The sequence below is a fragment of the Bradyrhizobium sp. AUGA SZCCT0169 genome (assembly GCF_018130085.1).
GTDB lineage: Bacteria > Pseudomonadota > Alphaproteobacteria > Rhizobiales > Xanthobacteraceae > Bradyrhizobium.
In genome coordinates, this window is sequence record NZ_JAFCMC010000016.1 from 76,897 (window position 1) to 100,496 (window position 23,600).

The 23,600-nt window shown below is 60.1% G+C and carries 25 protein-coding genes and 1 tRNA gene; 14 read left to right on the plus strand and 12 right to left on the minus strand.

All coding sequences use genetic code 11. The features are described from left to right. Positions 1-9: 9 nt before the first annotated feature. The 4 genes from JQ609_RS19490 to JQ609_RS19505 form a co-directional block, all read right to left on the minus strand. Positions 10-279, minus strand: coding sequence for a hypothetical protein (locus JQ609_RS19490; protein WP_212213732.1), 270 nt, complete (start codon positions 277-279; stop codon positions 10-12). A gap of 190 nt (positions 280-469) precedes the next feature. Further along, the gene (locus JQ609_RS19495; RefSeq protein ID WP_212213735.1) at positions 470-1,903 is read right to left on the minus strand and encodes an undecaprenyl-phosphate glucose phosphotransferase; all 1,434 of its coding nucleotides are present in this window, start codon (positions 1,901-1,903) and stop codon (positions 470-472) included. A 374-nt stretch (positions 1,904-2,277) separates the two neighbouring features. After that, positions 2,278-3,291, minus strand: a complete 1,014-nt coding sequence (gene galE, locus JQ609_RS19500) for a UDP-glucose 4-epimerase GalE (RefSeq protein ID WP_212213771.1) — start codon at positions 3,289-3,291, stop codon at positions 2,278-2,280. Between the two features lie 202 nt (positions 3,292-3,493). Continuing rightward, positions 3,494-4,813, minus strand: coding sequence for a UDP-glucose/GDP-mannose dehydrogenase family protein (locus JQ609_RS19505; protein WP_212213738.1), 1,320 nt, complete (start codon positions 4,811-4,813; stop codon positions 3,494-3,496). Between JQ609_RS19505 and JQ609_RS19510 the strand changes: the two genes are divergently transcribed. Next, the gene (locus JQ609_RS19510) at positions 4,742-5,014 is read left to right on the plus strand and encodes a hypothetical protein (RefSeq protein ID WP_212274621.1); all 273 of its coding nucleotides are present in this window, start codon (positions 4,742-4,744) and stop codon (positions 5,012-5,014) included. The genes JQ609_RS19505 and JQ609_RS19510 overlap by 72 nt on opposite strands. A gap of 713 nt (positions 5,015-5,727) precedes the next feature. Further along, entirely contained in the window at positions 5,728-6,468 is a 741-nt protein-coding gene (locus tag JQ609_RS19515; protein WP_212274578.1) for a metallophosphoesterase family protein, read from the plus strand. Positions 6,469-7,187: 719 nt separating this feature from the next. Here JQ609_RS19515 and JQ609_RS19520 read toward each other — a convergent pair. After that, complete coding sequence (locus JQ609_RS19520; RefSeq protein WP_212274618.1) at positions 7,188-7,595, minus strand: hypothetical protein; 408 nt, start codon at positions 7,593-7,595, stop codon at positions 7,188-7,190. A gap of 231 nt (positions 7,596-7,826) precedes the next feature. Here JQ609_RS19520 and JQ609_RS35595 point away from each other — a divergent pair, with 231 nt between their 5' ends. After that, positions 7,827-7,952, plus strand: a complete 126-nt coding sequence (locus JQ609_RS35595) for a hypothetical protein (protein ID WP_283813869.1) — start codon at positions 7,827-7,829, stop codon at positions 7,950-7,952. Between the two features lie 214 nt (positions 7,953-8,166). On the opposite strand, the gene JQ609_RS19525 is transcribed toward JQ609_RS35595, so the two are convergent. After that, positions 8,167-8,322 (minus strand): hypothetical protein, encoded by a 156-nt coding sequence (locus JQ609_RS19525; RefSeq protein WP_192738240.1) that lies wholly within the window; start codon positions 8,320-8,322, stop codon positions 8,167-8,169. Between the two features lie 286 nt (positions 8,323-8,608). On the opposite strand from JQ609_RS19525, the gene JQ609_RS19530 reads away from it, so the two are divergent. Then, positions 8,609-8,761 carry a hypothetical protein gene (locus tag JQ609_RS19530; protein ID WP_192738241.1) on the plus strand — a complete coding sequence of 51 codons (153 nt, stop codon included), beginning with the start codon at positions 8,609-8,611 and terminating at the stop codon, positions 8,759-8,761. Between the two features lie 183 nt (positions 8,762-8,944). Here the strand turns inward: JQ609_RS19530 and JQ609_RS19535 are convergent, their stop codons facing one another. Then, a complete protein-coding gene (locus JQ609_RS19535; protein WP_212213746.1) occupies positions 8,945-9,316 on the minus strand; it encodes an H-NS family nucleoid-associated regulatory protein in 372 nt (123 codons plus the stop codon). Between the two features lie 361 nt (positions 9,317-9,677). On the opposite strand from JQ609_RS19535, the gene JQ609_RS19540 reads away from it, so the two are divergent. Then, positions 9,678-9,977, plus strand: a complete 300-nt coding sequence (locus JQ609_RS19540) for a hypothetical protein (RefSeq protein WP_212274579.1) — start codon at positions 9,678-9,680, stop codon at positions 9,975-9,977. 148 nt (positions 9,978-10,125) lie between these two features. On the opposite strand, the gene JQ609_RS19545 is transcribed toward JQ609_RS19540, so the two are convergent. Next, complete coding sequence (locus JQ609_RS19545; protein WP_212274580.1) at positions 10,126-10,401, minus strand: hypothetical protein; 276 nt, start codon at positions 10,399-10,401, stop codon at positions 10,126-10,128. 366 nt (positions 10,402-10,767) lie between these two features. Beyond that, positions 10,768-10,844 (minus strand) — tRNA-Met (locus JQ609_RS19550). A 302-nt stretch (positions 10,845-11,146) separates the two neighbouring features. On the opposite strand from JQ609_RS19550, the gene JQ609_RS19555 reads away from it, so the two are divergent. Then, on the plus strand, positions 11,147-12,754 hold the full coding sequence (locus tag JQ609_RS19555) for a GMC family oxidoreductase N-terminal domain-containing protein (RefSeq protein ID WP_212274581.1): 1,608 nt from the start codon (positions 11,147-11,149) through the stop codon (positions 12,752-12,754). 838 nt (positions 12,755-13,592) lie between these two features. Here the strand turns inward: JQ609_RS19555 and JQ609_RS19560 are convergent. The 3 genes from JQ609_RS19560 to JQ609_RS19570 form a co-directional block, all read right to left on the minus strand. Further along, complete coding sequence (locus tag JQ609_RS19560; RefSeq protein ID WP_212274582.1) at positions 13,593-14,003, minus strand: ACT domain-containing protein; 411 nt, start codon at positions 14,001-14,003, stop codon at positions 13,593-13,595. Between the two features lie 500 nt (positions 14,004-14,503). Continuing rightward, entirely contained in the window at positions 14,504-15,175 is a 672-nt protein-coding gene (locus JQ609_RS19565) for a hypothetical protein (RefSeq protein ID WP_212274583.1), read from the minus strand. 78 nt (positions 15,176-15,253) lie between these two features. Beyond that, a complete protein-coding gene (locus JQ609_RS19570; protein ID WP_212214068.1) occupies positions 15,254-15,556 on the minus strand; it encodes a hypothetical protein in 303 nt (100 codons plus the stop codon). Between the two features lie 785 nt (positions 15,557-16,341). Between JQ609_RS19570 and JQ609_RS19575 the strand changes: the two genes are divergently transcribed. The 8 genes from JQ609_RS19575 to JQ609_RS19610 all read left to right on the plus strand — a co-directional run bounded on the left by JQ609_RS19575 (position 16,342) and on the right by JQ609_RS19610 (position 23,596). After that, positions 16,342-17,124, plus strand: coding sequence for an SDR family oxidoreductase (locus JQ609_RS19575; protein WP_212214066.1), 783 nt, complete (start codon positions 16,342-16,344; stop codon positions 17,122-17,124). Positions 17,125-17,139: 15 nt separating this feature from the next. Then, a complete protein-coding gene (locus JQ609_RS19580; protein WP_212274584.1) occupies positions 17,140-18,129 on the plus strand; it encodes an NADPH:quinone reductase in 990 nt (329 codons plus the stop codon). A 29-nt stretch (positions 18,130-18,158) separates the two neighbouring features. Further along, positions 18,159-19,007 carry an MBL fold metallo-hydrolase gene (locus JQ609_RS19585; protein ID WP_212274585.1) on the plus strand — a complete coding sequence of 283 codons (849 nt, stop codon included), beginning with the start codon at positions 18,159-18,161 and terminating at the stop codon, positions 19,005-19,007. A 109-nt stretch (positions 19,008-19,116) separates the two neighbouring features. Further along, complete coding sequence (locus JQ609_RS19590) at positions 19,117-19,959, plus strand: fumarylacetoacetate hydrolase family protein (RefSeq protein ID WP_212274586.1); 843 nt, start codon at positions 19,117-19,119, stop codon at positions 19,957-19,959. 147 nt (positions 19,960-20,106) lie between these two features. Continuing rightward, positions 20,107-20,721, plus strand: coding sequence for a glutathione S-transferase family protein (locus JQ609_RS19595; protein ID WP_212274587.1), 615 nt, complete (start codon positions 20,107-20,109; stop codon positions 20,719-20,721). 105 nt (positions 20,722-20,826) lie between these two features. Continuing rightward, entirely contained in the window at positions 20,827-21,924 is a 1,098-nt protein-coding gene (locus JQ609_RS19600) for a serine hydrolase (RefSeq protein ID WP_249128200.1), read from the plus strand. Continuing rightward, positions 21,921-22,790: an MBL fold metallo-hydrolase gene (locus JQ609_RS19605; protein WP_212274588.1), complete on the plus strand. Its 870-nt coding sequence runs from the start codon at positions 21,921-21,923 to the stop codon at positions 22,788-22,790. The genes JQ609_RS19600 and JQ609_RS19605 overlap by 4 nt, the downstream gene beginning before the upstream one ends. Next, on the plus strand, positions 22,787-23,596 hold the full coding sequence (locus JQ609_RS19610) for an enoyl-CoA hydratase/isomerase family protein (RefSeq protein WP_212274589.1): 810 nt from the start codon (positions 22,787-22,789) through the stop codon (positions 23,594-23,596). Before JQ609_RS19605 ends, JQ609_RS19610 begins: the two co-directional genes overlap by 4 nt. Positions 23,597-23,600 lie beyond the last annotated feature (4 nt).

A 23,600-nucleotide genomic window follows, 5' to 3' on the forward strand; every position in this document is an offset into this window, starting at 1 on the left:
AACGACGGGCTACGGCTTTGCGGCACCCCATGCGAGCGGTGCGAAATCGTTGAGGCTTCGCTCATTGGACGACTGGCCCTTGAACATCAGCAGGCCGCGGCTCGTGGCGACGATGTCGCCGGCGCGTAAACTGTCATCCTCCAGAATTCTTTGGAATGCTTCGCGGGCGACGTCCACATCGGATGGCGTGGGCTGGGCAAAACTCCGCCCTTCACGCCTTCTTTCTTCGATGCGCTGGCGGGCGGCCTCAATATCGGCAAGCCACTGCTCGCGAGACATTCTGGGCTCGCTGGGCTGTTCCGACTCCGGCCCGGCCTGCGCCATGACATCAGGCGGAAAAACGCCGCCAAGGACGAGTGCCGCAATCAGGACCCTGCATGATGCTAACAGCATCGGAAAATCTTAGACCAGGAGCCCCGAAAGGCAAAGTCCCGGGATCAGCCGAGCGCGGGACGCCCCCCGTCGCGGCTCAATAGGCATCCTGATACATCATGACCATCGCGGTTCGGATGATGATCCGCATATCCAGCCAAATGCTCCAGTTGCTGACGTACCAGACGTCATACTCGACGCGCTTTTCCATCAGGTCGATGGTCGGCGTTTCGCCGCGGAAGCCGTTGACCTGCGCCCAGCCCGTCAAGCCTGGCTTCATATGATGGCGATACACATAGTTGCTGATCACCTGGTCGTAATAATTGTCATGGGCCAGCGCATGCGGTCGCGGACCGACCAGCGACATTTCCCCGCGCAGCACGTTCCAGAGCTGCGGCAATTCATCGATGCTGGTTTTTCGGAGGAAGCGGCCAACCCGGGTCACCCGCCTGTCCTGCTTGGTCGCCTGGGTAACGGTGTGGCCGTTCTCCGCAACGCTCATGCTGCGAAATTTCCAGATCTCGAAAGGCTTTCCGTTGAAGCCGCGACGGGACTGCCGGAAGATGATGCTGCCCTCTGAATCGAGTTTGATCAAAACCGCTGAGATGATCAACAGTGGCGCCAACATTAAAAGGGCAATCGATGCGAGCCCGATGTCCAGACACCGCTTCTGCGCCCGTTCGAATATCGAGAGCGGCGGCCGCTGAATTTCGATCGCCATCGTTCCACTGACGGGCATGAACGGCCGCGAAACCAGATCTGCGATCGGGAAATCAGGCAACAGCCGAATCGGCTGCGGAACCTGGCGCAGTCGCTGACTCAGCTTCTGAAGCATCGGCAGTTCGTTCCAGTCGATTGCCAGAAGAAACTCCTCGGCATTCGTCGCGCGCGACTGCCGAATGATGTTCAAAATTTCGGCATCGAGGGCCACGTCATCCTGCGTCGCGTTCAACACGAAATGACGCACGACGTCGAAGCCGTTCTTGCGCAAGTCCTTGAAGCGGTTCGAAGTAAAATCGAGCGGTTTCAGGCTGAGCAGCACGACCCTGCGGTCAATCAAGTGACCCTTTGCAAGCGAAGACGCCAGGCCAATGCGCCAGGCCGCCCGGTGCGCACCCAGGCTGACAAGCCCGGTAATTGCGAACACGATGGTCGTACCGCGCGAAAGGCTCGTCGTCGATTTCAGAAGAAAGGCGATGAGAGCCAGAATCGCCAGCGACATCATCCAGACGAATACAACCTTGCGCGCCTGCCACATTCCGTTGAACAGACGATGGCTGTCGTAGACGCGCTGGAAAAAAGCGATGGCGACGAACGCAACACTGACGATCAGACCCGCGCCAATCGGAACTTCCTGATCGGCCGGCGTCCCCATGAACTGGCGATAGACGACACCCGCCACCAGATAGCTCACCAGGATCAGCAGAAAATCGCCACTGATGAGAAAAACCTGGAAGGGGCGCTGCAGGGATGCGCCACGGCTCGCGATCGTCGCAGAGACGTCTTCGGAACCATATGTTGTTGCAGACATCTCAGGCCCTCGTCACTTCCATCACTGCAACCGTCGAAATCGCTGCAACCACCGAATGTTCTGATTTAAATAACCGGAGGCAACGAGCGATCCCGATTAAATCTCGTGGAGAGATTTCCGACAACGCCTTGAGAGAGTGCTAACCAATCGAAGCGAGAGTGTGGCACCGCACCCAAAAAATCAAATGTATTTTTGCATTGCGTCAATGCGGCAATTAAATGATCAGTCCGTGCTATTTAAATATTCAATATGCGCGCCACATGCGCAACGGACCGTCAAAAACAGGGCAATTTTTTCCCACCGCGTCATAATTCCGGTGTCGCGTCATAATCCTGATAATTATGTGGCGCCGTCGCAGCACGCCCTTCGTGCGTTTATCGAGATCGCGTTTCGGCATCAATGCGGGGATGGGCCAATTGATGCCACGCCCACGAGGACCTCACAACCGTTGCCAGATCCGAGCAAGCGGGACGAAAATCGAGATCGGCGCGAGCTGCCGACGGATCGGCGACCAGAATGGGCGGATCACCGGGCCGACGCGGCTTTGTCACCAGTGGAAGGTTAAGGCCTGTTTCGCGCTCGATGGCCGCCAGCACCTGGCGCACCGAGAATCCAGAACCCGTACCGAGATTGTAGCGACCGCCCGGAGAGCCGTTCAGCAGGGCATCGAGGGCACGAACATGCGCTGCAGCCAGATCCACCACGTGAATGTAGTCGCGTATCGCCGTACCATCCGGAGTCTCATAATCATCCCCGAAAATCGCAAAGTCGCTGACATGACCTTGCAGGGTCATCATCGCGCGGGGAATGAGATGGGTTTCCGGATCACGAAGCTCGCCGATTGATCCCGACACTTCCGCGCCACAGGCGTTGAAATAGCGCAGGCAGAACGAATTCATGCCATAGGCGGCGCGATAATCCGCCAGGATTTGCTCGATCATCCATTTCGAAACGCCGTAAGGGTTCACGGCAACGCCGGCGGCGCCCTCACTGATCGGATCGCGACCCGCATTGCCGTAGACGGCTCCGGTACTCGAAAAAACCAGGCGGCGGCATTTCTGCTCGAGCATCGCTTTCAACAGCGACAATGTCCCGCATACATTGTTCAGATAGTATTTCTGGGGCGCGGTGACGGATTCACCCACCTGGCTGAATGCAGCAAAATGCATCACGGCGACGACGTCGTGGGACGCTATCGCTTCGGCTACTCGCGGCGTGTCACTGACGTCGCCCTCGACAAAAGGACCCCACTTCACGAAGCTGCGGTGACCGGTCGACAGGTTATCGAAGCATACAGGGACGTAGCCGGCCTCAGACAAAGCCTTGCAGCAGTGCGCGCCGATATAACCGGCTCCTCCGGTCACAAGAATGGCAGGGCGTTGGGACACTGGTTTCTCCACGAGAGCAGTACCTGGATTCAGACGCGGTAGTTGGCTTCAGGCTGACATTAGCATGGCGTTGATGCAGAGCGTTTTCCCGCGAAGCATGCCCTCGGACTTGGTCCGTGGGGCGGATTCCGGTTCGCGTGAAGAAAACGCGTCAAAACAACAAATAGAGCCCCGTTCCGATTCTTTCGGAACGGAAAAGGCTCTAGCCCGCGGCTTTCGTTTGGCGCCCGACGCTCTGGTACAGGAATCCCCTGCCGGTCAGATCGTCCGGGTTGTATACGTTTCGCAGATCGATCACGACCGGAGCCGCCATCTCCTGCTTTAGCCGATCGAGATCGAGGGCTCGAAATTGCTCCCACTCGGTCACGATGACCAATGCGTCGGCACCCTCGGCGCAGCTGTAGGCATTCTCGTGATACTCGATGTCAGGCATCTCCAATCGGGCCTGTTCCATGCCCACCGGATCAAACGCCCGAACCGTCGCGCCCAAGTCGCGGAGCGCCGTAATCAGCGGGATCGAGGGGGCCTCTCTCATGTCGTCGGTATTGGGCTTGAAGGTCAAGCCGAGGACAGCAACTGTTTTTCCGCGAAGGTTGCCGCCGAACGGCGCGGCCACTTTGCGCGCCATGGCGCGTTTGCGGGTGTCGTTGACCGAATTCACCGCTTCCAGAATCCTTAGCGGAACGTCGTAGTCCTGCGCAGTCTTGATCAGCGCACGGGTGTCCTTGGGAAAACACGAGCCACCGTAACCAGGACCGGCATGAAGGAATTTCGATCCGATGCGATTGTCCAGGCCTATGCCGCGGGCAATCTCCTGAACGTCCGCGCCGACCTTTTCCGCGAGATCGGCGATTTCGTTGATGAAGGTGATCTTGGTAGCCAGAAATGCATTGGCCGCATACTTGATGAGTTCGGCGGTACGGCGCCCGGTGTACATGATCGGCGCCTGGTTCAAATAAAGCGGCCGGTAGATCTCGCCGATCACCTTGCGCGCGCGTGGATTTTCAGTGCCCACGACGATGCGGTCCGGATGCTTGAAGTCACGCACGGCCGCGCCTTCGCGCAGAAACTCCGGGTTCGATGCGACGGCGACATCGGCCGCCGGATTCACCTGCTCGATGATTCGCTCGACCTCGTCGCCTGTGCCCACCGGGACGGTCGATTTCGTGACGATGACGGTAAAGCCCCGGACGGATTTCGCAATTTCACGCGACGCCGCATAAACATAGCTGAGATCCGCATGACCATCGCCGCGCCGCGACGGCGTTCCGACCGCGATAAAGACAACGTCGGCTTCGCCTACCGGTCCCGCAAGGTCGGTCGTGAAGACGAGCCGGCCTTCGCGCGCATTGGTTTGGACAACGCGGTCAAGGTCGGGCTCGAATATCGGAATTTCGCCGCGCTGTAGCGATGCGATCTTGGCCTCGTCCTTGTCCACGCAGGTGACGTGGTGTCCAAAGTCGGCGAAACAGGCACCCGAAACCAATCCAACGTATCCCGTTCCCACAACAACAACGCGCATGAGCTGAGCACTTTCTTTTTCCGGTATTTAATTCCCGACAGCGAAGGCTTTAAATTAACCATGGAAGCGGGTCAAACCTGCCCCTTCGATTTGATGAGTCTGCCCGATTTCCTGGCGGTGGGCGCAAAATCCTGGATTGTCCTGCAAACGCAACACTTACACGAAACAAACGGTCTCGAAGGAAGCGACGCTGGAAATTAAATGCGCAACGTTGATCGGTTCAACCCGATCCAGAAAATTTACTGCGCTGAGTGCCCATCGGCGCGCACCCCTGGCAACCGGCTTGGGATCAGAATTTCAAGCAATTTCAATGGCTAAATTAAGCCAATTTTAGGGAGGCCGACGTTAGAAAACACTGTAGTTTGTATGGAGTAGGTGGTGTGACCACGCTGGCCATTTGCAGTGCGTTGATTGGATTGGTGCTTGGAATTCGATTCCGGTTTCTGGTTCTGGTGCCCATTCTTTTCGTTGGGTCAATTTCACTAGCGGCGATTTCGATGACCCAGGGCCAGACCCTGCTCCAGGCAATTTCAGCGATAGCAGTTTTCGCAGCGCTTCTGCAGGTTGGATACGCATGCACAGCGCTGCTGAGGTCCTTCGTAATGGCTCCCCGTGCCGACCGGACCGTGCCCCATGCCGCCGCCGGGGTTGTTGTTGTCCGGAAGTCCTGATCCTCACTAGGGGCCGATTGCAATCCACCACACAACGCGCGTCTGCCGGACTACGACCTGATCCGGAGCGTCGCCGTCAGGCTACGACGTTGGGCGGCTTGCGTCGAACACCCTGACAATAACCCGTATGGCGTCCTGCCAAAACGGCGCCAGGATCGTATATATTCTTCCCAGGCGATTAATGCCAAGGTGAGGATTCGCGTGGCCTCGGGCCCGGAACGCCTTTGAGAGTATATTATCCCGATGTTGTCAGCACTGCGCCATGCGAAGCCGTTGGCGAAGCCAAGGTTGCCGGACGGGGTTCGCATATACGCCATCAGCGACATTCACGGCTGCGCACATCTACTTGAACAAATGCTCCGGGTCATCGACGCCGACGTTGCACACAGCAGGCCACGTCACGCGATAGAAGTTTTCATGGGCGATTACATCGACCGCGGTCCGGATTCGCGCTCAACGCTCGACCTCCTGATTGAACGTTCGCATCGCGGAAACGCGGTCTTCCTGAAGGGCAATCACGAAGCCTTTCTTGACGACGTCTTTCGCGATCCCGGCCGCATGGAGAATTGGTTTCAGGTCGGCGGACTGGAAACATTGATGTCCTACGGACTCTCGCCGTCGGTAAATCCAGACGGCGATGAGCAGCATGCATTGATGAGAGAGCTAGCCGAGGTCATGCCGGCGCGCCATCGCGACTTTCTGGGGCGCTTGCGCCTGAACTTCTCTTGCGGCGATTTCTTTTTTGTTCATGCAGGTGTTCGGCCGGGCATCCGGCTGGCTGAGCAGCGGGAGGAAGACCTGCTTTGGATCCGAGAGGATTTTCTGCAGCATAAGAAGCGGTTCAGCAAATATATTGTTCATGGTCATACGCCGGTTCGCAGTGCAGAGATTTTGGCAAACCGCGCCAACATAGATACGGGCGCCTACGCGACCGGCAATTTGACCCTGCTCTCGATTCAGGGTTCCAGCCTGCTGGCCGTCTGAGCATTGCACTGCGGGGCGTGCGAGGAAGTGCTTCGCGCGCGCCCTTGTCCTGTTTTCCTTCGCTCTCCTCGGCCGGGCACCTGAGAGCTGCCCCCGCCTTCCCTTGTTAAAATCGGCATAAGCGAGGTTTCCGGAGGCCGCCGGGTTCCATGATTTCGTGTAAATTTTCCGGCGCGCCACGTCGCTGACCTTTGCCGGCCACCGAAACGCGAGCGACGTTCGCACGGCGCCTAAGGAGATGGGCTGGGTTGGCGCCGGCTCCATGCCGTCCGAGGCGGCGGCCCCTGTCAGGAAACTGCGGATTGCCCAGAACTCAGGCTGGGAAGCTGACCGTACTTCAACTACGATTAAAATAATCACGCGCGAAGCCACGGCTATCGGGCGGCAAAAAAAACGGGAGGATGTCCTATGCGAGTTGGGATCGAGATCAATTTCGCCCTTTGGGGCATGATCATTTGTGCTGTCATCGAGGCGCGTCAGACCTTCGCGTTCCTGTAAACGCCTTGGATTGCAGGCGGCGCCCGGGATTGCAGGCGGCGCCTTGCCTGAAGGCCGCTCCAGAACGAGCCCGGCGCGAGGTTCCTTGCCGCCGATCCGCGCGATCAATGGCGCTTGGCAAGGCGTACAGCCTCGAATCAGAGCCGGTGGCCTTGGGGCAGAGACTGATACTGATCCAGGCAGCAGGCGATCCCCGAAACGGCGCAGCGGCCGGCGCCCGCTTACGTGGGGGGCTTGAAGTCCGGAAACCGGCTAAGCAACGCAGCCTTCAAGAACTTGAAATGGGCTATCGTTGTCGCAAGTTCCTGAAGCCGGCGCTGTCCGTTGGAGATCTCGTTGCCGAACAAGGTCTGGTGGTGGCTGTCGAGTGCGTCGCGCTCAAGGTATTCGTCGGTGCCATTTCCGAATGTCACCGCAGCACGGGCCAGGACGTCTTCGACGCGCCGGCTTAGCCCCGATTGCTCCTGCTCCGCCTCGCGAATGGAAGTATCCAACGCGCCCAGAATGGAGCTCACCCGTAACCGGTCGGTGTCGAGATCACGTCCGGCCGACCGAACCCTGAAAGCCTGGTCGCCCGATCGATCGCCTGCATGCCTTTGCGCGCGAGTCCGCGAGAGCAGCTGAAACATCATTTAATGCCCGTCCCGTTGGCGCCGCCACGGCAGCATAATGCCCTAGGTCACTCGAACCTGGTTAACAATGATTTAATTTCGGAGACAGCTCTGTGGGGCATCAGGCGTCTTCCCTTCAAATGTCGTTGATCTGGGGTTCCGGCTCGCACGATCGCGGCAAGCATCGATGCCGCTCAAGGCACCCCTCGATCATTGCTCGGATCTGCGCCAGCCAGGATCTGCCGGTCCATGCCGTCGATGCCCGTGCTCGCGCTGATGGACGCGATCCTGCTGCTCGGGGAGCTTTCGCCATACCTCCCGCGAAATTTTTCGTTCATGGCCTTCGACGCGGACGATCAAGAGCTCACCGTCTGAGCGAACAAAGGACGCGACCGCACCGTCCCACAGCTTAGCCAGGAAAATGTCCGCCATTCACGCTCCCATAACTCCGATCGCCCGCGCAGCCCGTCTTGCGGCACCGATACTTTGATAGTTGATATTTGACATGCCTGCCGCTCGCGCGCGTGCCGCCCCTGGAAAGCGATTCGACCGAATCCGAATCCACCGGGCCCGGCATCCTGCCTGTCGGTCAGGAAAGAAGCCAGGTCACCAGGTTCAAGAAGATGGAGCCCAGGAAGTACATCCACACCGCCATCACCAGCAGTATCAGCCCGAGGAATCCTCCCGTGAAAAACTTCTCTTTGGCCCTGACAACAAACGGGATTCTTTCCGGCCGCTGCAGCATTTTGGCGCGCTCTTTTTGTTTGGAGAATTGAGAATGAGGTGCTGAACTTGAACAGCTCGTGGCACACCCTCTAGTGGCGCACTGTGTTCAGTAAATGTCGATCGGCTCGGCGATCAAATAAAATCTGATTCCTAATCCAAATGTGATTTGGGCAGTTGAATTTTAAAATTTGATCGGAGTAATATCTATTTAAATGTCGGGAGCAAGATGACTCTCGCGATATGGCATCTTCGTCCGTTAGCCTTCTCCTCGACGGACAAAACTTTCTGATATTCGCGGATCGATCATGCAGCAGGCATCCCTGAGCGACAGATATGTGGATTTTGCCAATCACTGCCTGCAGCTGGCCGCCACGACGACCGATGAACAATCGCGCCGGATGCTGCGCGAGATGGCAACCGAATGGCTCGAACTGGCCGAGGTGGCACTGGCCGGCTAGGCCGTCGACCGGCGAGGCGGGAAGATGATTTCCAGCGTTCAGCCGGCTCGTTTCGCGCCCACTCGCTGCGCGCTCGACGCAGTTACCCCTGCGCGGCAGGCGCAGCGTATGGGCCGGTCGATTTGCGGCGCGCTGAATGACATCCGCGGCTGCGAACGTGCGTTGGGCCCGAACTTCTGCGGTCTACCGGGTGCTCGCGCGCTTGCGCTTGACGCGATCAATCAGAAAATCATTCATCTTCTTGCCGGCCTTGAGCTGCAAGACCATCCAGCGCGGCTGCTTGCCTCGGCCGGCCCACGTTTCGGACGGGTCTGATGGATTCTGGAATTTGGGAAGCACTGGAGGATATTTTCGGCGAACGGCTCGCCGTTCCGCAACTTGCCGATCCGGCCGTTTGATTTTCGCCATGATGCCGCTGTTGAGCTTCGCAAGGCGTTGCTCCAGCTCACGTTTTTCACTCGTTATTTTTTCGGCCAGGATATTGCCGACCTGCTCATGGAGCGCCCACAACTCATCCATGGAAAATGACGAGAGATTGAATTTGCGAAGCTTCATTTCTTCTCCCTGCAATATTTTTTCTGGCGACTTATTTGTTCGCTCAGGTGTGTATTCCCATTCAATACTCCGCAAAATTACCACATTTGATTATGGGAAAAACGGGGTCGCACCAAAAAAGTTTTGCGCAGGAGGCAATTTGGAGGATAAATTTGCCCGCTACAACATCCGCTGGTTGCCTCTTTTAATGCTGCAACCCCTGGACTAGCTGAAGCCGGGGCAAATCGGTATCGGGCTCGACATCATCCCGATCGGGGCCTTTTGAATACCAGTGGCCCGGGACCAGCATCTAGGCGTGCGCGACCGATATGCGCCAAGAAGCGCTACAGGGTTTGGCGTCCATGTGACCGGACCTGTCGGCATGCACCTCGCAACCGGATGCGGAATCGCGCCCCCCGACTTTTCAAGCGACAGCGACGATCGAAACGATGCCCTAACGCATTCGCCCGTTTGCGCGGAGCCTGCCGGGCTCCAGAGGCGCCAGCGCTTGCCGTTGTCGAAGCGATATCGCCCGGCGCAAGGCCAGATTCTCCTCGAGCTGCTGGGCGAGTTGCAGACGCGTCTCGTAGATATTGCGGAGGGAGGAATCCTGCAGCTGAATTTCACGTCCAAGGTGTTCACCGACGGAAAAATCCTGTTCGTCATCACATCGCATTGGTGAACTCATCTGCTATTCCACTTTGTTAGGCGGGCTGTATTGCGCATAGATACGACAAGAAAGAGACAGGCATGCGGTTCCGGCTCACAGAAAATAAAATGCATGTGATGGAGTGTGCCGGATCTGACGACAGCGCATTTGACCCATGCAATCAGCGGGGAGGAACTGTGGCTTTCGACTGACCTTCCGCTGCGAGCCACGCATTCCAGCCGGTTTCGTGCTTGCGATAAAGCTCCAGCCAGCGCTTCTCTTCGGGCGTTGTTGGTTCGTCATCAAAGCTCCACGCGCCATCGCATGAGGGGTTATCAAGCGAAAGCTGATCCAGCCGTTCGAACTCACTCGTCTCCTCTACCGTCAGTCCGATGAGGGTACAGGGTTGAGAGGCACCGGCTTGATATCGTCTTGGAAAGATTCGTTCATTACTCATGCGCACCACTCCCACCAAGCGGCCCCGCGTGATGCTAACCTGTTCGTGCACAGGTTTCGTGGTGAAAGAGTCGTCTGTCATCGGAAGATTTAGGCAGCGCATTGCTTCACTCATGGGCGATCGAGTTGGACGGACTGTCAAAGCATGAGGCCTACGGAGATTGGCTTGCGCAAATCAGTCGCTGGTTGAGAGTTTGCACGCTGCGGTAGCGCAGCAGGAGCGCCTTGAGACGATTCCGCGAATCGCCTGCGTATCGCTGCCACCGATTTGACGCCGCGCGATTCGCCCGCACGGGAATGGCCTGATGGCCGGGATCGGTGCCCCAAAGAAAAACCCTTCCAGGTCGATGACCTGGAAGGGCGATCTTGGTTGCGGGGATAGGATTTGAACCTATGACCTTCAGGTTATGAGCCTGACGAGCTACCGGGCTGCTCCACCCCGCGTTAAACCGTTGCGCGCCTTCCCAAAAACCGAACCCGAAGCGAACGCGGCCAACGCTTTTGGGCGTCGATCGATCCCGGCCAGAGGCTTCCTGAGAAGGCAACCCGGGCAATGCCCCTGGGTGCGAGGGGTATGTATCAACGCAAGCCTGCTTTGGAAAGGCCCATGGTGCGGTTTTTGAGGTTTTTGTGACGCCAAAAACGGCACGAAACGGCCTCGGGAAGCCGCCCTTGCCATTAAAGGCGCAAAAGCGGAACTTTGGCGCAACAAAAGTCCACAAAAACTTCATTATTGGGGGCGGCGCGTGACGGATACCTTCGACTTCGTGGTGGTGGGCGGCGGCTCCGGCGGCTGCACGGTGGCGGGACGGCTTTCGGAGGACCCGCAGACGTCGGTGGCGCTGCTGGATGCCGGAGGCAACAACGACAATTGGGTGGTCACCACGCCGTTCGCGCTGGCGCTGATGGTGACCGGCAAGATCAACAATTGGGCCTTCAACACCGTGCCGCAGGCCGGCCTCAACGGCCGCATCGGCTATCAGCCGCGCGGCAAAGGGCTCGGCGGCTCGTCCGCGATCAACGCCATGGTCTATATCCGCGGCCACCGCAGCGACTACGACCAATGGGCCTCGCTCGGCAACGCCGGCTGGTCGTTCTCCGACGTGCTGCCCTATTTCAAGCGCGCGGAAAACAACGCCGATTTCGACGGCGAATATCACGGCAAGGGCGGCCCGCTCGCCGTCAACAAACTGCGCACCGAAAACCCGGTGCAGCAGATCTTCCTGCAGGCGGCGCAGGAAGGCCAATTCCGGATCCGCGAGGATTTCAACGCCGAGGAGCATGAAGGCCTCGGCATCTACCAGGTCACACAGAAGAACGGCGAACGCTGGAGCGCGGCGCGCGCCTATATCCATCCGCATATGAATAGCCGCGCCAACCTGCGCGTCGAGACCACCGCGCAAGCCACGCGCATTCTGTTCGAGGGCAAGCGCGCGGTCGGCGTCGAATACCGCCAGGGCAAGGAGTTGAAGCAGCTTCGCGCCCGGCGCGAGGTGATCGTCGCCTCCGGCGCGTTCCAGACCCCGCAGCTGCTGATGCTGTCCGGCCTCGGCGACAGCGCGGCGCTTGGCAAGCACGGCATCGCAAGCGTGCATCATTTGCCCGGCGTCGGACAGAACTTGCAGGACCATCCTGACTTCGTGTTCGGCTACCTGTCCGACAATCCGAATTTTAATGGCCTCTCGCTGAAGGCACTGCCACGGTTGCTGCGCGGTATCCGCCAGTACCGGCGCGAGCGCCGCGGGCCGATGACCTCGAATTTCGCCGAATGCGGCGGCTTCCTGAAAACCCGGCCCGACCTCGAGGTGCCCGATGTGCAATTGCATTTCGGCATGGCGCTGACCGACGATCACGGCCGCAAACGGCACAAGGGCACGGGCTTCTCCCTCCACGTCTGCCAACTGCGGCCGAAGAGCCGCGGCCAAGTCGCGCTCGCCAGCGCCGATCCTTTTGCGCCGCCGTTGATCGATCCGAATTTCCTCGGCCACCCCGACGATCTCGAAACCATGGTCGGCGGCTACAAAATCGCAAACCGGTTGCTGGACACCCCGGCGCTGCGCGCGCTGCAGAAACAGGACATGTTCACCGCGGGCGTGCGCACCGACGACGACATCCGCAAGCTGCTGCGCGAGCGTGTCGACACCGTCTACCACCCGGTCGGCACCGCCAGGATGGGCGTTGGCGACCCGATGGCGGTGGTCGATCCCAGGCTGAAAGTGTACGGCATGGAAGGCCTGCGCATCGTCGACGCTTCCGTGATGCCGACCCAGATCGGCGGCAACACCAATGCGCCGACGATCATGATCGGCGAGAAGGCGGCCGATATGATCAAGGCGGAGATGCGGGCGGGGTGATCTGTCGTCGTCATCCGCGGGCAGCCACCACCATTCGTCGTCCCGGCCTTGAGCTCAGATGCGCAATTGCGCATCGGGGGACCCATACCGCGTGATGCTCATTGTTGTAGAAGGTCTCTAACGCCAGCGTTTTCACCGATAGGCCGCGGATTATGGGTCCCGGGTCAAGCCCGGGACGACGGCGGTGTTTGTTGTTGCACTGTTATCCCAAACGCAGCTTCGCGATCTCGCGACGCATGGCGCCCGAGCTTTGCTGGAAACTTCCCGCCCTCTTCAAACAGAGGGCGCAGGGAAGACCGGGTGCGCGCTGCACCCGCGGTCCCGTGTGCGGTTTGCACAAAACAAAATGCACACGAGCATACAGGGCAGCGGAGAACACCCGGCCTTCCCTGCGCAATGGCTTTACGGCTTATGCCGTGATCTCCCCGGAGACGAGTTCTTGGTTGACTCCGTCGCTGCCGGTTCAGCTCACGCTTCTCCGGCAACTTGACGCCTGCAACGGGCGCCAGGACCACACGGTTTTGCCGTACGCTTATCCACGCCGTCGTCTCAGCGTAAACCAGCGTCCACCGCAACCCACCCAACGTCCGTGACGACGGCCGACGCCCTTCTGACCAGGGCGGGATGGCGATAGATGCGCACTGATTTGGGTCGGCCGACTACAGAAAATATTTTTGATTTACGGAAATTTTCTACTTGACACGATTTCCGTAAATCGGAACTGATTTGCCCGACGGGTTGTTTTGTCGCACGCGGATCGCGTGATTGCGCTTGCGCGCGAGCCGACGCAGTTCGCATTGCCCATCCTTGCGAGATAGCGGGTTAAAGAGAACCCGCCCTACGCAGCCGAATCCGACTTGGACATCTCCTGCAGAAGCTGCAGCGCTTCATCGGCTCTGTGCTCGGGCACGAACAGATGATCATGGTAATAAGCCGACACGGCATTCACGCTGATGCCGGCTTCCGCGAGCCGGCCGGTGATTGCGGCCAGAAAGCCCACCGCTTCCAGCGAGGAATGAACGGTCAGCGTGATCAGGCGCGATGCGAACTGATACGGCAAACCTGCGCTTTCGGCCTCCTCACGCCGCATCACGAGAGTGGTTCCTTCCCGTTCACGGAACAGGTGCACCGGCCTGAGCGTGGCGGGAATCTCCTTGTCTGCCGGGATGCTGCAAAACACGAAGACGCCGTCGTGCATTTCCGGCTTCATGTTCTGCAACAATGTTGCAAGATTGCGTTCGCCCGACACAGTCGTTTCCCTTTGAAGAAGCTCCCGTAGGGCGGGTTCTCTTTAACCCGCCATCTCGCACGGAGCGACGGGTTAAAGAGAACCCGCCCTACGGAGTTGGATGACTGAGGACGCATTTTAGATTATCGACGGCCTCTTTGATGTCCGCCTCCGCTTCGGAGCATCACCTTATCCAGCGCGTAGACAACACAAGAAATAGCGCCCGATTACCCCGGTACTTGGCCGCCGGTCTGGTGCTCTCAAACCCGCCGATAATCGTGGCCCCATAGCGGTCACAGACCCGCCATTCCCACTTGGTCGAGCTTCGCTTGGTAATCAACACTTCCAACACGATGCGTCCCGCCATCCCCAGTTGCGTACCATCAAGATTACCAACGGGCTTTAAGGTGTCGGTTCGCTTTTAGACTCTCAGATGCAGTTTGATGAAAATGAGTGTTTGAAACAGTGTTTGAAACACGATGGCGACACTCGGCCTTCGGCGCGACAATCACTCCTCAACGTCACAGCACGCATCCGCAGCGCGCCGATCGAGCATAGAGCAAAAGCCGGGGGTCGGCCCTGGAATGCGCCTCGCAAAAGCGGTCTATGATTTGCGTCACCGCCTCGTTGTGGTCTCGCTGCCAGTGTCCCAGCCCGTGCAGAGCGCTCTCCTGACAGGCGATCGAGTCGAGGTGAAGGATGCGCTCCATGGTACGCAGCGCGCAATTCTGGACAGTTGGCAGGTCCGGATCGCCAGCAAGAGCCAAACTCGGAAACGTATCCCACCACATATAGCAAACACAGTTTAGCGTTCCGGCAGCGGCTTCGCTTAAGTGGGATAAACTGGGAGAGCACCGTGGCTCGAACAGTTTCGTAAATAGTGAAGCTACAGACTTAACGCAGCGGACACGATTTCTGACCGGCACATCAGTTGAACAAAGCCATCTGTTATCGCCGCTTGCGCTCGTATTCACGAGGTAGGTTAAGCCCTGTGCAATTTGGCTGTCAGCAAATCCCTGTAATGCCGGCTCGGGATCTTCAAACAGTCGAGTGAGATAGGACACGGCTTCCATAGGTGGCGGATCCCACCAATCCTGGTCCGGATCGAAGTACCAAGGCGCTTGCTGAAGGCGAACTTCGCGTCCAAATGAGTGTTCCAGCCAATCATCAAAAGTGAGTTTTTGCAGGCGCATCACGGAAGCCGCGACCAGTATATCAAGAGGCGATAATCTTGCTGCCTCTCATCGTAGAAGCTCTGAAGTCAGATCAGGTCAATCATTGCCTTCAGCCTTGACCGGCGGCTTCTGTGCGCTCTGAACGCTCTGGCTCAGCGACGCCAGCGCAGTCTTCAGCTCGTCAGAGATGGATGCGATGTCCCTGACGTCTTCGAACGCCTGAGCGACACGCTCACTCGCTGATTTCTCGAATGGTTCGAAACCTTCAGAGATGCGCGATCCTGCTCCAAGAGCTGTAAAAGCGGCCATAGGCCCGAGCAGCAGGATTGCGGTTCCGACGATGCCGATTTTACGGATGTGAAGGATTGGCGGTGGTTGCACGAGGCGATCGTTGGGCATGGTCTCTACCTCACGGCGCATAGGCTTGCATCATGCCAATGGTCGCGAACAAACGGTAGATCGGGTGCCTGCCATTAGGAGGTACTCCCAGGCGGAGGCGCTTTCTTGTCCAACCATCAGAGCGCGGTCAGCACCATGCGTCGGCAACACCCGCGCGAACTCCCCACCCCCTGGCTAACGCCAGTTCGTAGGGCGGGTTCTCTTTAACCCGCCATCTCGCTACGCAGCCATAGTTTCGGGAGATCAGTGATACAGTTTGTAGACCCATTCGATCGTCGGCAGTGACGTCCCCACAAATACGCCGATCGAGAACGCCTTTCGAATTGGTGTCCCCCAAGGAAACCATCTCGCTCCGCCCATAAAATATACTGCGGCCCAACCGAGCGCAAACACCGTCCAATCGCGCCAAGCGGTTTCCATTGCCACTGCAACGATAGCTGCGGTCACAAGGAATACGCCTAACCGGGAAAGAAGTTGCCCAATCGACTCCCGTGCAGGGCCTGACGGGGTCATTTGTTTCTGTTCCATCTTTCAGCCGGTGTGCAGTAGCAGGTAGAAGGATTACCGGATGTCGCGGGGCCTGTCATCGGGCGTGCATTCGCGCGACCCGTTGGCTCATCCGGGCTGACCATCGACCGGCTGAAGCGAGAGCAGCGAATTTGGCAGGCAATGACCGACTGATATGCATTTCGCGCAGCGACGAGCCACTTATCATGGCCGTCGCGATTGGCTACAGTGTCGCTATCGAAATCTAGAAAATCACCTGACATAACGGGAGTGAGACAGTGGATCTTGGGATCAAAGGCCGACGCGCCATCGTATGTGCCTCCAGCAAGGGTTTGGGACGCGCCTGCGCGATGCAACTGGCCAATGAAGGCGTGCACGTCACCTTGACGGCGCGCGGCGCCGAGGCGCTGAAAAAGACCGCCGATGAAATCCGCAAGGCGCATCCCGGCGTCACGGTGACGGAAGTCGCCGGCGACATCACCACGCCGCAGGGACGCGCGGACGTGCTCAAAGCCTGTCCCGATCCGGACATCCTGATCAACAATGCCGGCGGCCCGCCGCCCGGCGATTTCCGCAACTGGACCCGCGACGACTGGATCAAGGCTGTCGACGCCAACATGCTGACGCCGATCGAACTGATCAAGGCCACCGTGGACGGCATGATGGCGCGCAAGTTCGGCCGCATCGTCAACATCACCTCGGCCGCGGTGAAATCGCCGATCGACATATTGGGCCTTTCCAACGGCGCCCGCGCCGGGCTCACCGGCTTTATCGCCGGTATCTCGCGCAAGACCGTGATCAACAACGTGACCATCAACGGCCTGTTGCCGGGTCCCTTCGACACCGACCGCCTGCGCGGCACCGCCAAGGGCGAAGCCGAGAAGCGCAAGATCGACGTCGAGCAGGTGCTGGCGGAGCGTGCCAAGCTCAATCCCGCCGGGCGCTTCGGCACCCCCGAGGAATTCGGCGAGGCCTGCGCGTTCCTGTGCAGCGCCAAGGCCGGCTTCATCACCGGCCAGAACATCCTGCTCGACGGCGGTGCGTTCCCGGGCACGCTGTAGTGTAAGGGGCGCTGGATGAAAGCGGTCTGGTACGATCGAACGGGCCCCGCGCCCGAGGTGCTGACCTATGGCGAGATGCCGACACCAGAGGCCGGCCCGGGCGAAGTCCGGGTGCGGCTGAAGGCGTCCGGCGTCAATCCCGCCGATGTCGGCCGCCGCAGCGGCAGCTATCGCGCGATGGAATATCCGCGCGTGATCCCCAACAGCGATGGCGCCGGGATCGTCGACCAGGTCGGCGAAGACGTCACGCAATTGAGGGTCGGCCAGCGCGTCTGGCTGTTCAACGGCCAGCGCAACGGCCGCGCCTTCGGCACCGCGGCGGAATACATCGCACTCGCCGAGCATCTGGTGACGCCACTGCCGGACAGTCTTTCCTACGCCGCGGGCGCCACGCTCGGAATTCCCGGGATGACGGCGTGGTGCTGCCTGTTCTGCGATGGTCCGATTGCGGGAAAAACCGTGCTGGTCACCGGCGGCGCCGGCGCGGTCGGCCACTACGCCGTGCAACTTGCAAAATGGGGCGGCGCAAAAGTGATCGCGACCGTCAGTTCGGAAACGAAGGCCGAACAGGCGCGGCTTGCCGGCGCCGATCTCGTCATCAACTACCGCAATGATGACGTCATCGCCAAAGTGCTGGCCTTCACCGGCGGGCGCGGCGTCGACCGCGTGGTCGACGTCGATTTTGGCGGCAACATCGCCATCACGCTGAAATTGATGGCAATGAATTCGACCATCGCGGTTTACGCCACCAACGGCAATCGCACGCCGCTGGTCCCGATGCGTGACCTGATGGAGAAATGCATCGCACTGCGCGCGCTGGTGCTGTTCGCACTGCCGCCGCCGCTGCTGGCCGCAGCCCAGGCCGACATCACAAAATGGCTCACGGCGGGCAAGCGCATTCACAATGTGGCCGGCGAATTTGCGCTCGCGGACACCGCGCAGGCGCATCTGGCGGTGGAAAAGGGCGACAAGCTCGGCACCGTCATTGTCGATTGCGCGCGGTGAAGAACGCCAAATCATAAGGGAAGCGCCGGATGCACTGGACTGTAGGCAAGGTCAAGATCACCAAGGTAGTCGAGCTCGAGACCGTCGGCAGCACCCGCTTCATCCTGCCGCTCGCGACCAACGAAGAGATCCAGAAGCTGCCCTGGCTGATCCCGCATTTCGCCAACGAAGAGGGCCGGCTCAAGATGTCGATTCACTCGCTGCTGGTGGAGACGCCATCGCGGCGGATCATCGTCGACACCGGATTGGGAAACGACAAGCAGGGCCGCAACGTACCGACCTGGAACAACCGCCAGGACCCGTTCCTCGACACATTGACGGCCGCAGGCTTTGCGCCTGACAGCATCGATACGGTGCTGTGCACGCACCTGCATGTCGACCATGTCGGCTGGAACACCAGGCTGGTCGGCGGCCAGTGGGTGCCGACCTTTGCCAACGCCCGCTACGTGTTCGGCAGAGGCGAGTTCGAGCACTGGCGCGACCACAGCGAGGAGCCGGCCCATCTGGCCGTGTTCAATGATTCCGTCAAACCGATCGCGGATGCCGGCAAGGCCGACCTCGTGGCCAGCGACGCCAGGCTTTCGGACGAGATCACCCTGATCCCGACGCCCGGCCACAGCCCCGGCCATATGAGCATCCACATCAAGTCCGACGGCCAGGAGGGGCTGCTCACCGGCGACGTCGCCCATCATCCCTGCCAGATGGCCCATCTCGACTGGTCGTCAACCGCGGATTCCGACCCCAAACAGTCGGCCGTGACGCGGCGCGAGCTGTTCGGACGTTTTGCCGACACCCCGACGCTCGTGATCGGCGGGCACTTCAATGCCGGCCATATCAAGCGCGAGGGGGATGCGTTCAAGTTCATCGCGCTGGGGTGAACCCTACGAATTAAGAGACCTGCAATGCGGGACGCTTCCGTGGTTGAATTTCCCCGCCCGCTGTTCCATGAAGCATTCCAAGTAAATAAACCCCTGAGGGAGCAGTACAATGAAGCTTGTTCGTTACGGCGCGCTTGGCCAGGAAAAGCCCGGCCTGATCGATAAATCCGGCCAGCTGCGCGATCTTTCCGCGCATGTGAAAGACCTCGACGGCGAGGCCTATGCGCCCGCTTCGCTGGCCAAGCTTGCCGCATTGGATCCCTCAAAACTTCCCGCCGTCGACGGCAAGCCGCGCTTTGGTGCGCCGGTCACCGGCATCTCCAAATTCGTCGCGATCGGCCTCAACTATGTCGATCACGCCAAGGAAACCGGCAATCCGATCCCGCCCGAGCCGATCTTCTTCTTGAAGGCGAACACCTCGCTGAGCGGCCCGAACGACGCGATCGAAAAGCCGCGCGAGTCCAAGAAGCTCGACTGGGAAGTCGAGATCGCCGCCATCATCGGCACCCGCGCCAAATATGTCAGCGAGGCCGACGCGCTCAATCACGTCGCCGGCTACTGCGTCTGCAACGACGTCTCCGAGCGTTACTTCCAGCAGGAGCGCGGCGGCCAATGGACCAAGGGCAAGTCGCACGACACGTTCGGCCCGGTCGGCCCGTGGCTGGTGACCAAGGATGAAATCGCCGACGTGCAGAAGCTGTCGATGTGGCTCGACGTCAACGGCAAGCGCTGCCAGACCGGATCGACCTCGACCATGATCTTCACCATGGCCAAGTGCATCGCCTATGTCTCGACCTTCCTCACGCTGCTGCCCGGCGACATCATCACGACCGGCACGCCCCCCGGCGTCGGCGCCGGCATGAAGCCGCCGCAATTCCTCAACGTCGGCGACGTCGTCACCCTCGGCATCGAGGGCCTCGGCGAACAACGGCAGCAAGTCATCGAGGCGTGAGGCTGGGAGCGCGCGTTACACACTCGTCGTCATGCCCGGCCTTGTGCCGGGCATCCACGTCTTAGCGCTGTGGCTGAAAAGTAAGACGTGGATGGCCGGGACAAGCCCGGCCATGACGGAGAATAGGAACAAAGAGGATCTCAAAGCATGAAACTCAGCTTCTCTCCCGCCTCGCCATTCGCCCGCAAGGTCCGCATCGCCGCGATCGAGACCGGGCTGATCGACAAGATCGAGTTCATTTCGGCGACGGTGGCGCCCGGCACGGCCAACGAGGAATATTCGAAGATCACGCCGCTGAAGAAGCTGCCGGTGCTGATCCTGGACAATGGCGACGTCATTCTCGATTCCTACGTCATCGTTGAATATCTCGACGAGCTTGCCGGCGGCGGCAAGCTGATCCCGGCCTCAGGCCCGACGCGCTGGCAGGTCAAGTCGGATCATTCCCTGCTGCAGGGAATGCTCGATGCCATGCTGCTGTGCCGCTACGAGGGCATGGTGCGTCCGCAGGAATTGCGGTGGAAAGCCTGGTCCGACGACCACTGGAACCGGGCGTGGACCGGGATGGCGCGGTTCGAGAACAAGCCCGACGTATTGTCGCGGCCGTTCGACATCGTGCAGATCGGCCTCGTCTGCGTGCTCGGCTACGCCGATTTCCGTTTCGCCGATTGCGGCTGGCGCAAGGCGTTTCCGAAGCTCGACGCGTTCCATCAGAAGATGCTGGAGCGGCCGTCGGTGAAAATCTCGGTGCCGCCGCCGGCGTAACCTAAGGAGACGGCAACATGCGTGAGGGCGGCAGGAGATTGCGGCGCTTCGGCATCGCTGCCGTGCTCCTGCTGGACGTGGCCGCAAGCGCAGGGACAAACCGGCATGGCATGCGGAACGCCCACCACCCTCGACGATGGCTGGGCCATCGCCTCTCCCGAAAGCGTCGGCCTCGACGGCGCGCGGCTCTGCACCATCGCAGCGCGGCTGAAGGAAACGCAGGCCAACGTCCACGCCGTGGTCATCCTCCGCCACGGCAAGCTGGTGTTCGAACAATATTTCGCCGGCTATGACGAGCCCTGGGGCCAGGGCGGCGGCCAGCACGCGTTCGACGCCAGCACCAGGCACGACATGCGCTCGGCCTCGAAGAGCGTGATCTCGCTCTTGGTCGGCATCGCGATCGAGCGCAAGCTGATCGCGAGCGCGGACGAGCCCGTCGTCAAATTCTATCCGGAATATGCTTCCGTCAAATCGCCGGGCTGGGACCAGGTCACGCTGCGCCATCTGCTGACGATGTCGTCCGGCATGCAATGGGACGAGAACCGCGCCTGGAATGATCCGAAGAACGACGAGCCGCATCTCGGCAGCGAGAGCGACCCGATCCGCTATATCCTGTCGAAGCCGATCGCAAAGCCGCCGGACGTCGTGTGGACCTATAATGGCGGCGGGACGGACTTGCTCGGCAATATCCTCGAACGCGTCTCCGGCAAGCCGCTGGAAGCGTTCGCGCGCGAGGTTCTGTTCCAGCCGCTGGACATTACCGACGTGGAATGGATGACCTATGCGAAGAACGGCAAGATCGCCTCCGCCGTCGGTCTTCGCATGCGACCGCGCGATGCCGCCAAGCTCGGCCAGCTCATGCTCAATCGCGGCACGTGGGGCGGCAAACAGATCATCTCGCCCGAATGGATCGCGCAATCGGTGCGGCCGCGCTTTCAGGCGATCGGCTATTTCAGCGGGCTGTTCTTCTATGGCCAGCAATGGTGGATGGGCCGTTCGATCGCGCAGCAAGAGGAAGTGAAATGGATTGCCGCGATGGGCCTCGGCGGCCAGCGGCTTTTCATCGTGCCCGACCGCGACCTTGTGGTGATGACGACTTCCGGGCTTTACTTTCGGCCGGGCCAGGGTGACGGCGCACTCGACATGATGGCGAACTACATCCTTCCCGCCGTTCGCGACAGCAAGAACAAGGAAAAACCATGAGCCTGAAATTCACCGTCGGCGATCTCACCATTCACCGCATCATCGAGCAGGAAACCACCTTCGTGCCGGCGCTGGAGATGCTGCCGGGACTGACGCCGGAAGTGCTGGCGGAAAACCGCGGCTGGATGCAGAAGGCCGGCGCGCTCGACGCCGAGGACGTGCTGATCCTGTGTTTCCAGTCCTACATCGTGAAGACGCCGCACCACACCATCCTGATCGACAGCTGCATCGGCAATGACAAGCCGCGGCCGCTGCGTCCGAAATGGAACATGAAGACCGACGACACTTATATCCGAGGGCTTGCCGCGGCGGGATTTTCGGTCGGCGATATCGACTATGTCATGTGCACGCATCTGCATGTCGACCATGTCGGCTGGAACACGCGGCTGGAAAACGGCCGCTGGGTGCCGACCTTCCCGAAGGCGCGTCACATTTTCGGCAAGGCCGAATTTGACTACTGGACCGAGACGCACGCCAAGACGCCAGTGCCGCCGTTCGGCGACAGCGTGTTGCCGGTGGTCGAAGCCGGACAAGCCGAGATCGTGCGCGACGATTTTGCGATCGGCGACCACGCGCGCCTGTTGCCGACGCCGGGCCACACCCCCGGCCATCTCGCCTTCACCTTCGGCCGCGGCAAGGACGATGCGGTATTCTCGGGCGATCTGATGCACTCGCCGCTGCAGACGCGCTACCCGGAGATGTCGGTCAAGTTCGACGTCGACCAGGCGCAGGCGGGCGTCACGCGCCGCAGTTTCCTCGAACGCTATTGCGACACCGACACGCTGTGCTGCACCGCGCATTTCCCCTCACCGTCCGTGGGGAAAATCCGCCGCGCCGGCAACGGGTTTACCTGCGAGGCGATATGACCGCGCCCATCGAAACACCCGCCTTCGAAACCCTCGCGCTGGAGCGAGTGGACGAGCACGTGACGATCGTACGGCTGAACCGGCCGGACGCCTCCAATGCGCTCAACACCCAGATGGGCCGCGATCTCGTGCGCTGTTTCGAGGATGTCGCGCTCGATCCGGCCAATCTGCGCTGCATCGTCCTGACCGGCTCCGGCGACAAGGCCTTTTGTGCGGGCGGCGACCTGAAAGAGCGCCGCGGCATGACCGACGAGCAATGGACGCGCCAGCACGTCATCTTCGAGCGGATGGTGCGGGCGCTGATCGACTGCCCGGTCCCGATCATCGGCGCCGTCAATGGCGCGGCCTATGGCGGCGGCTGCGAGATCGCCGGCGCTTGCGATTTCCTCTACGCCGCCGAAACCGCACGCTTTGCGCTGACCGAGGTCACGCTCGGCATCATGCCCGGCGGCGGCGGCACGCAAACCCTGCCCCGCGCGGTCGGCGAGCGCCGCGCCAAGGAATTGATATTGACCGGCAAACCGTTTACGGCAGCGCAGGCGCGCGACTGGGGGCTTGTGAACGAAGTGTTTCCGCAAGCCGATCTATTGCCGGAAGCGCTGGCGACCGCGTCGCTCATTGCCCGCAACGCGCCGATCTCGGTCCGTCAAGCAAAGCTTGCGATCCACCGCGGCCTGCAGTCATCGCTGCGCGACGGCCTCGCGCTCGAGATCGAGGCCTATAACCGGATGGTCCCGACCGAGGACCGCCGCGAAGGCGTACTGGCGTTCAACGAGAAGCGCCCGCCGAACTTCAAGGGGCGGTAGACCA

Coding starts and splice junctions, on each gene's coding strand:
- JQ609_RS19490 (WP_212213732.1), bottom strand. CDS start 279: ATGTCTCGCGAGCAGTGGCTTGCCGATATTGAGGCCGCCCGCCAGCGC.
- JQ609_RS19495 (WP_212213735.1), bottom strand. CDS start 1,903: ATGTCTGCAACAACATATGGTTCCGAAGACGTCTCTGCGACGATCGCG.
- JQ609_RS19505 (WP_212213738.1), bottom strand. CDS start 4,813: ATGCGCGTTGTTGTTGTGGGAACGGGATACGTTGGATTGGTTTCGGGT.
- JQ609_RS19515 (WP_212274578.1), top strand. CDS start 5,728: ATGTTGTCAGCACTGCGCCATGCGAAGCCGTTGGCGAAGCCAAGGTTG.
- JQ609_RS19520 (WP_212274618.1), bottom strand. CDS start 7,595: ATGTTTCAGCTGCTCTCGCGGACTCGCGCGCAAAGGCATGCAGGCGAT.
- JQ609_RS35595 (WP_283813869.1), top strand. CDS start 7,827: ATGCCGTCGATGCCCGTGCTCGCGCTGATGGACGCGATCCTGCTGCTC.
- JQ609_RS19525 (WP_192738240.1), bottom strand. CDS start 8,322: ATGCTGCAGCGGCCGGAAAGAATCCCGTTTGTTGTCAGGGCCAAAGAG.
- JQ609_RS19530 (WP_192738241.1), top strand. CDS start 8,609: ATGCAGCAGGCATCCCTGAGCGACAGATATGTGGATTTTGCCAATCAC.
- JQ609_RS19535 (WP_212213746.1), bottom strand. CDS start 9,316: ATGAAGCTTCGCAAATTCAATCTCTCGTCATTTTCCATGGATGAGTTG.
- JQ609_RS19540 (WP_212274579.1), top strand. CDS start 9,678: ATGCACCTCGCAACCGGATGCGGAATCGCGCCCCCCGACTTTTCAAGC.
- JQ609_RS19545 (WP_212274580.1), bottom strand. CDS start 10,401: ATGAGTAATGAACGAATCTTTCCAAGACGATATCAAGCCGGTGCCTCT.
- JQ609_RS19565 (WP_212274583.1), bottom strand. CDS start 15,175: ATGCGCCTGCAAAAACTCACTTTTGATGATTGGCTGGAACACTCATTT.
- JQ609_RS19570 (WP_212214068.1), bottom strand. CDS start 15,556: ATGCCCAACGATCGCCTCGTGCAACCACCGCCAATCCTTCACATCCGT.
- JQ609_RS19580 (WP_212274584.1), top strand. CDS start 17,140: ATGAAAGCGGTCTGGTACGATCGAACGGGCCCCGCGCCCGAGGTGCTG.
- JQ609_RS19585 (WP_212274585.1), top strand. CDS start 18,159: ATGCACTGGACTGTAGGCAAGGTCAAGATCACCAAGGTAGTCGAGCTC.
- JQ609_RS19590 (WP_212274586.1), top strand. CDS start 19,117: ATGAAGCTTGTTCGTTACGGCGCGCTTGGCCAGGAAAAGCCCGGCCTG.
- JQ609_RS19595 (WP_212274587.1), top strand. CDS start 20,107: ATGAAACTCAGCTTCTCTCCCGCCTCGCCATTCGCCCGCAAGGTCCGC.
- JQ609_RS19600 (WP_249128200.1), top strand. CDS start 20,827: ATGGCATGCGGAACGCCCACCACCCTCGACGATGGCTGGGCCATCGCC.
- JQ609_RS19605 (WP_212274588.1), top strand. CDS start 21,921: ATGAGCCTGAAATTCACCGTCGGCGATCTCACCATTCACCGCATCATC.
- JQ609_RS19610 (WP_212274589.1), top strand. CDS start 22,787: ATGACCGCGCCCATCGAAACACCCGCCTTCGAAACCCTCGCGCTGGAG.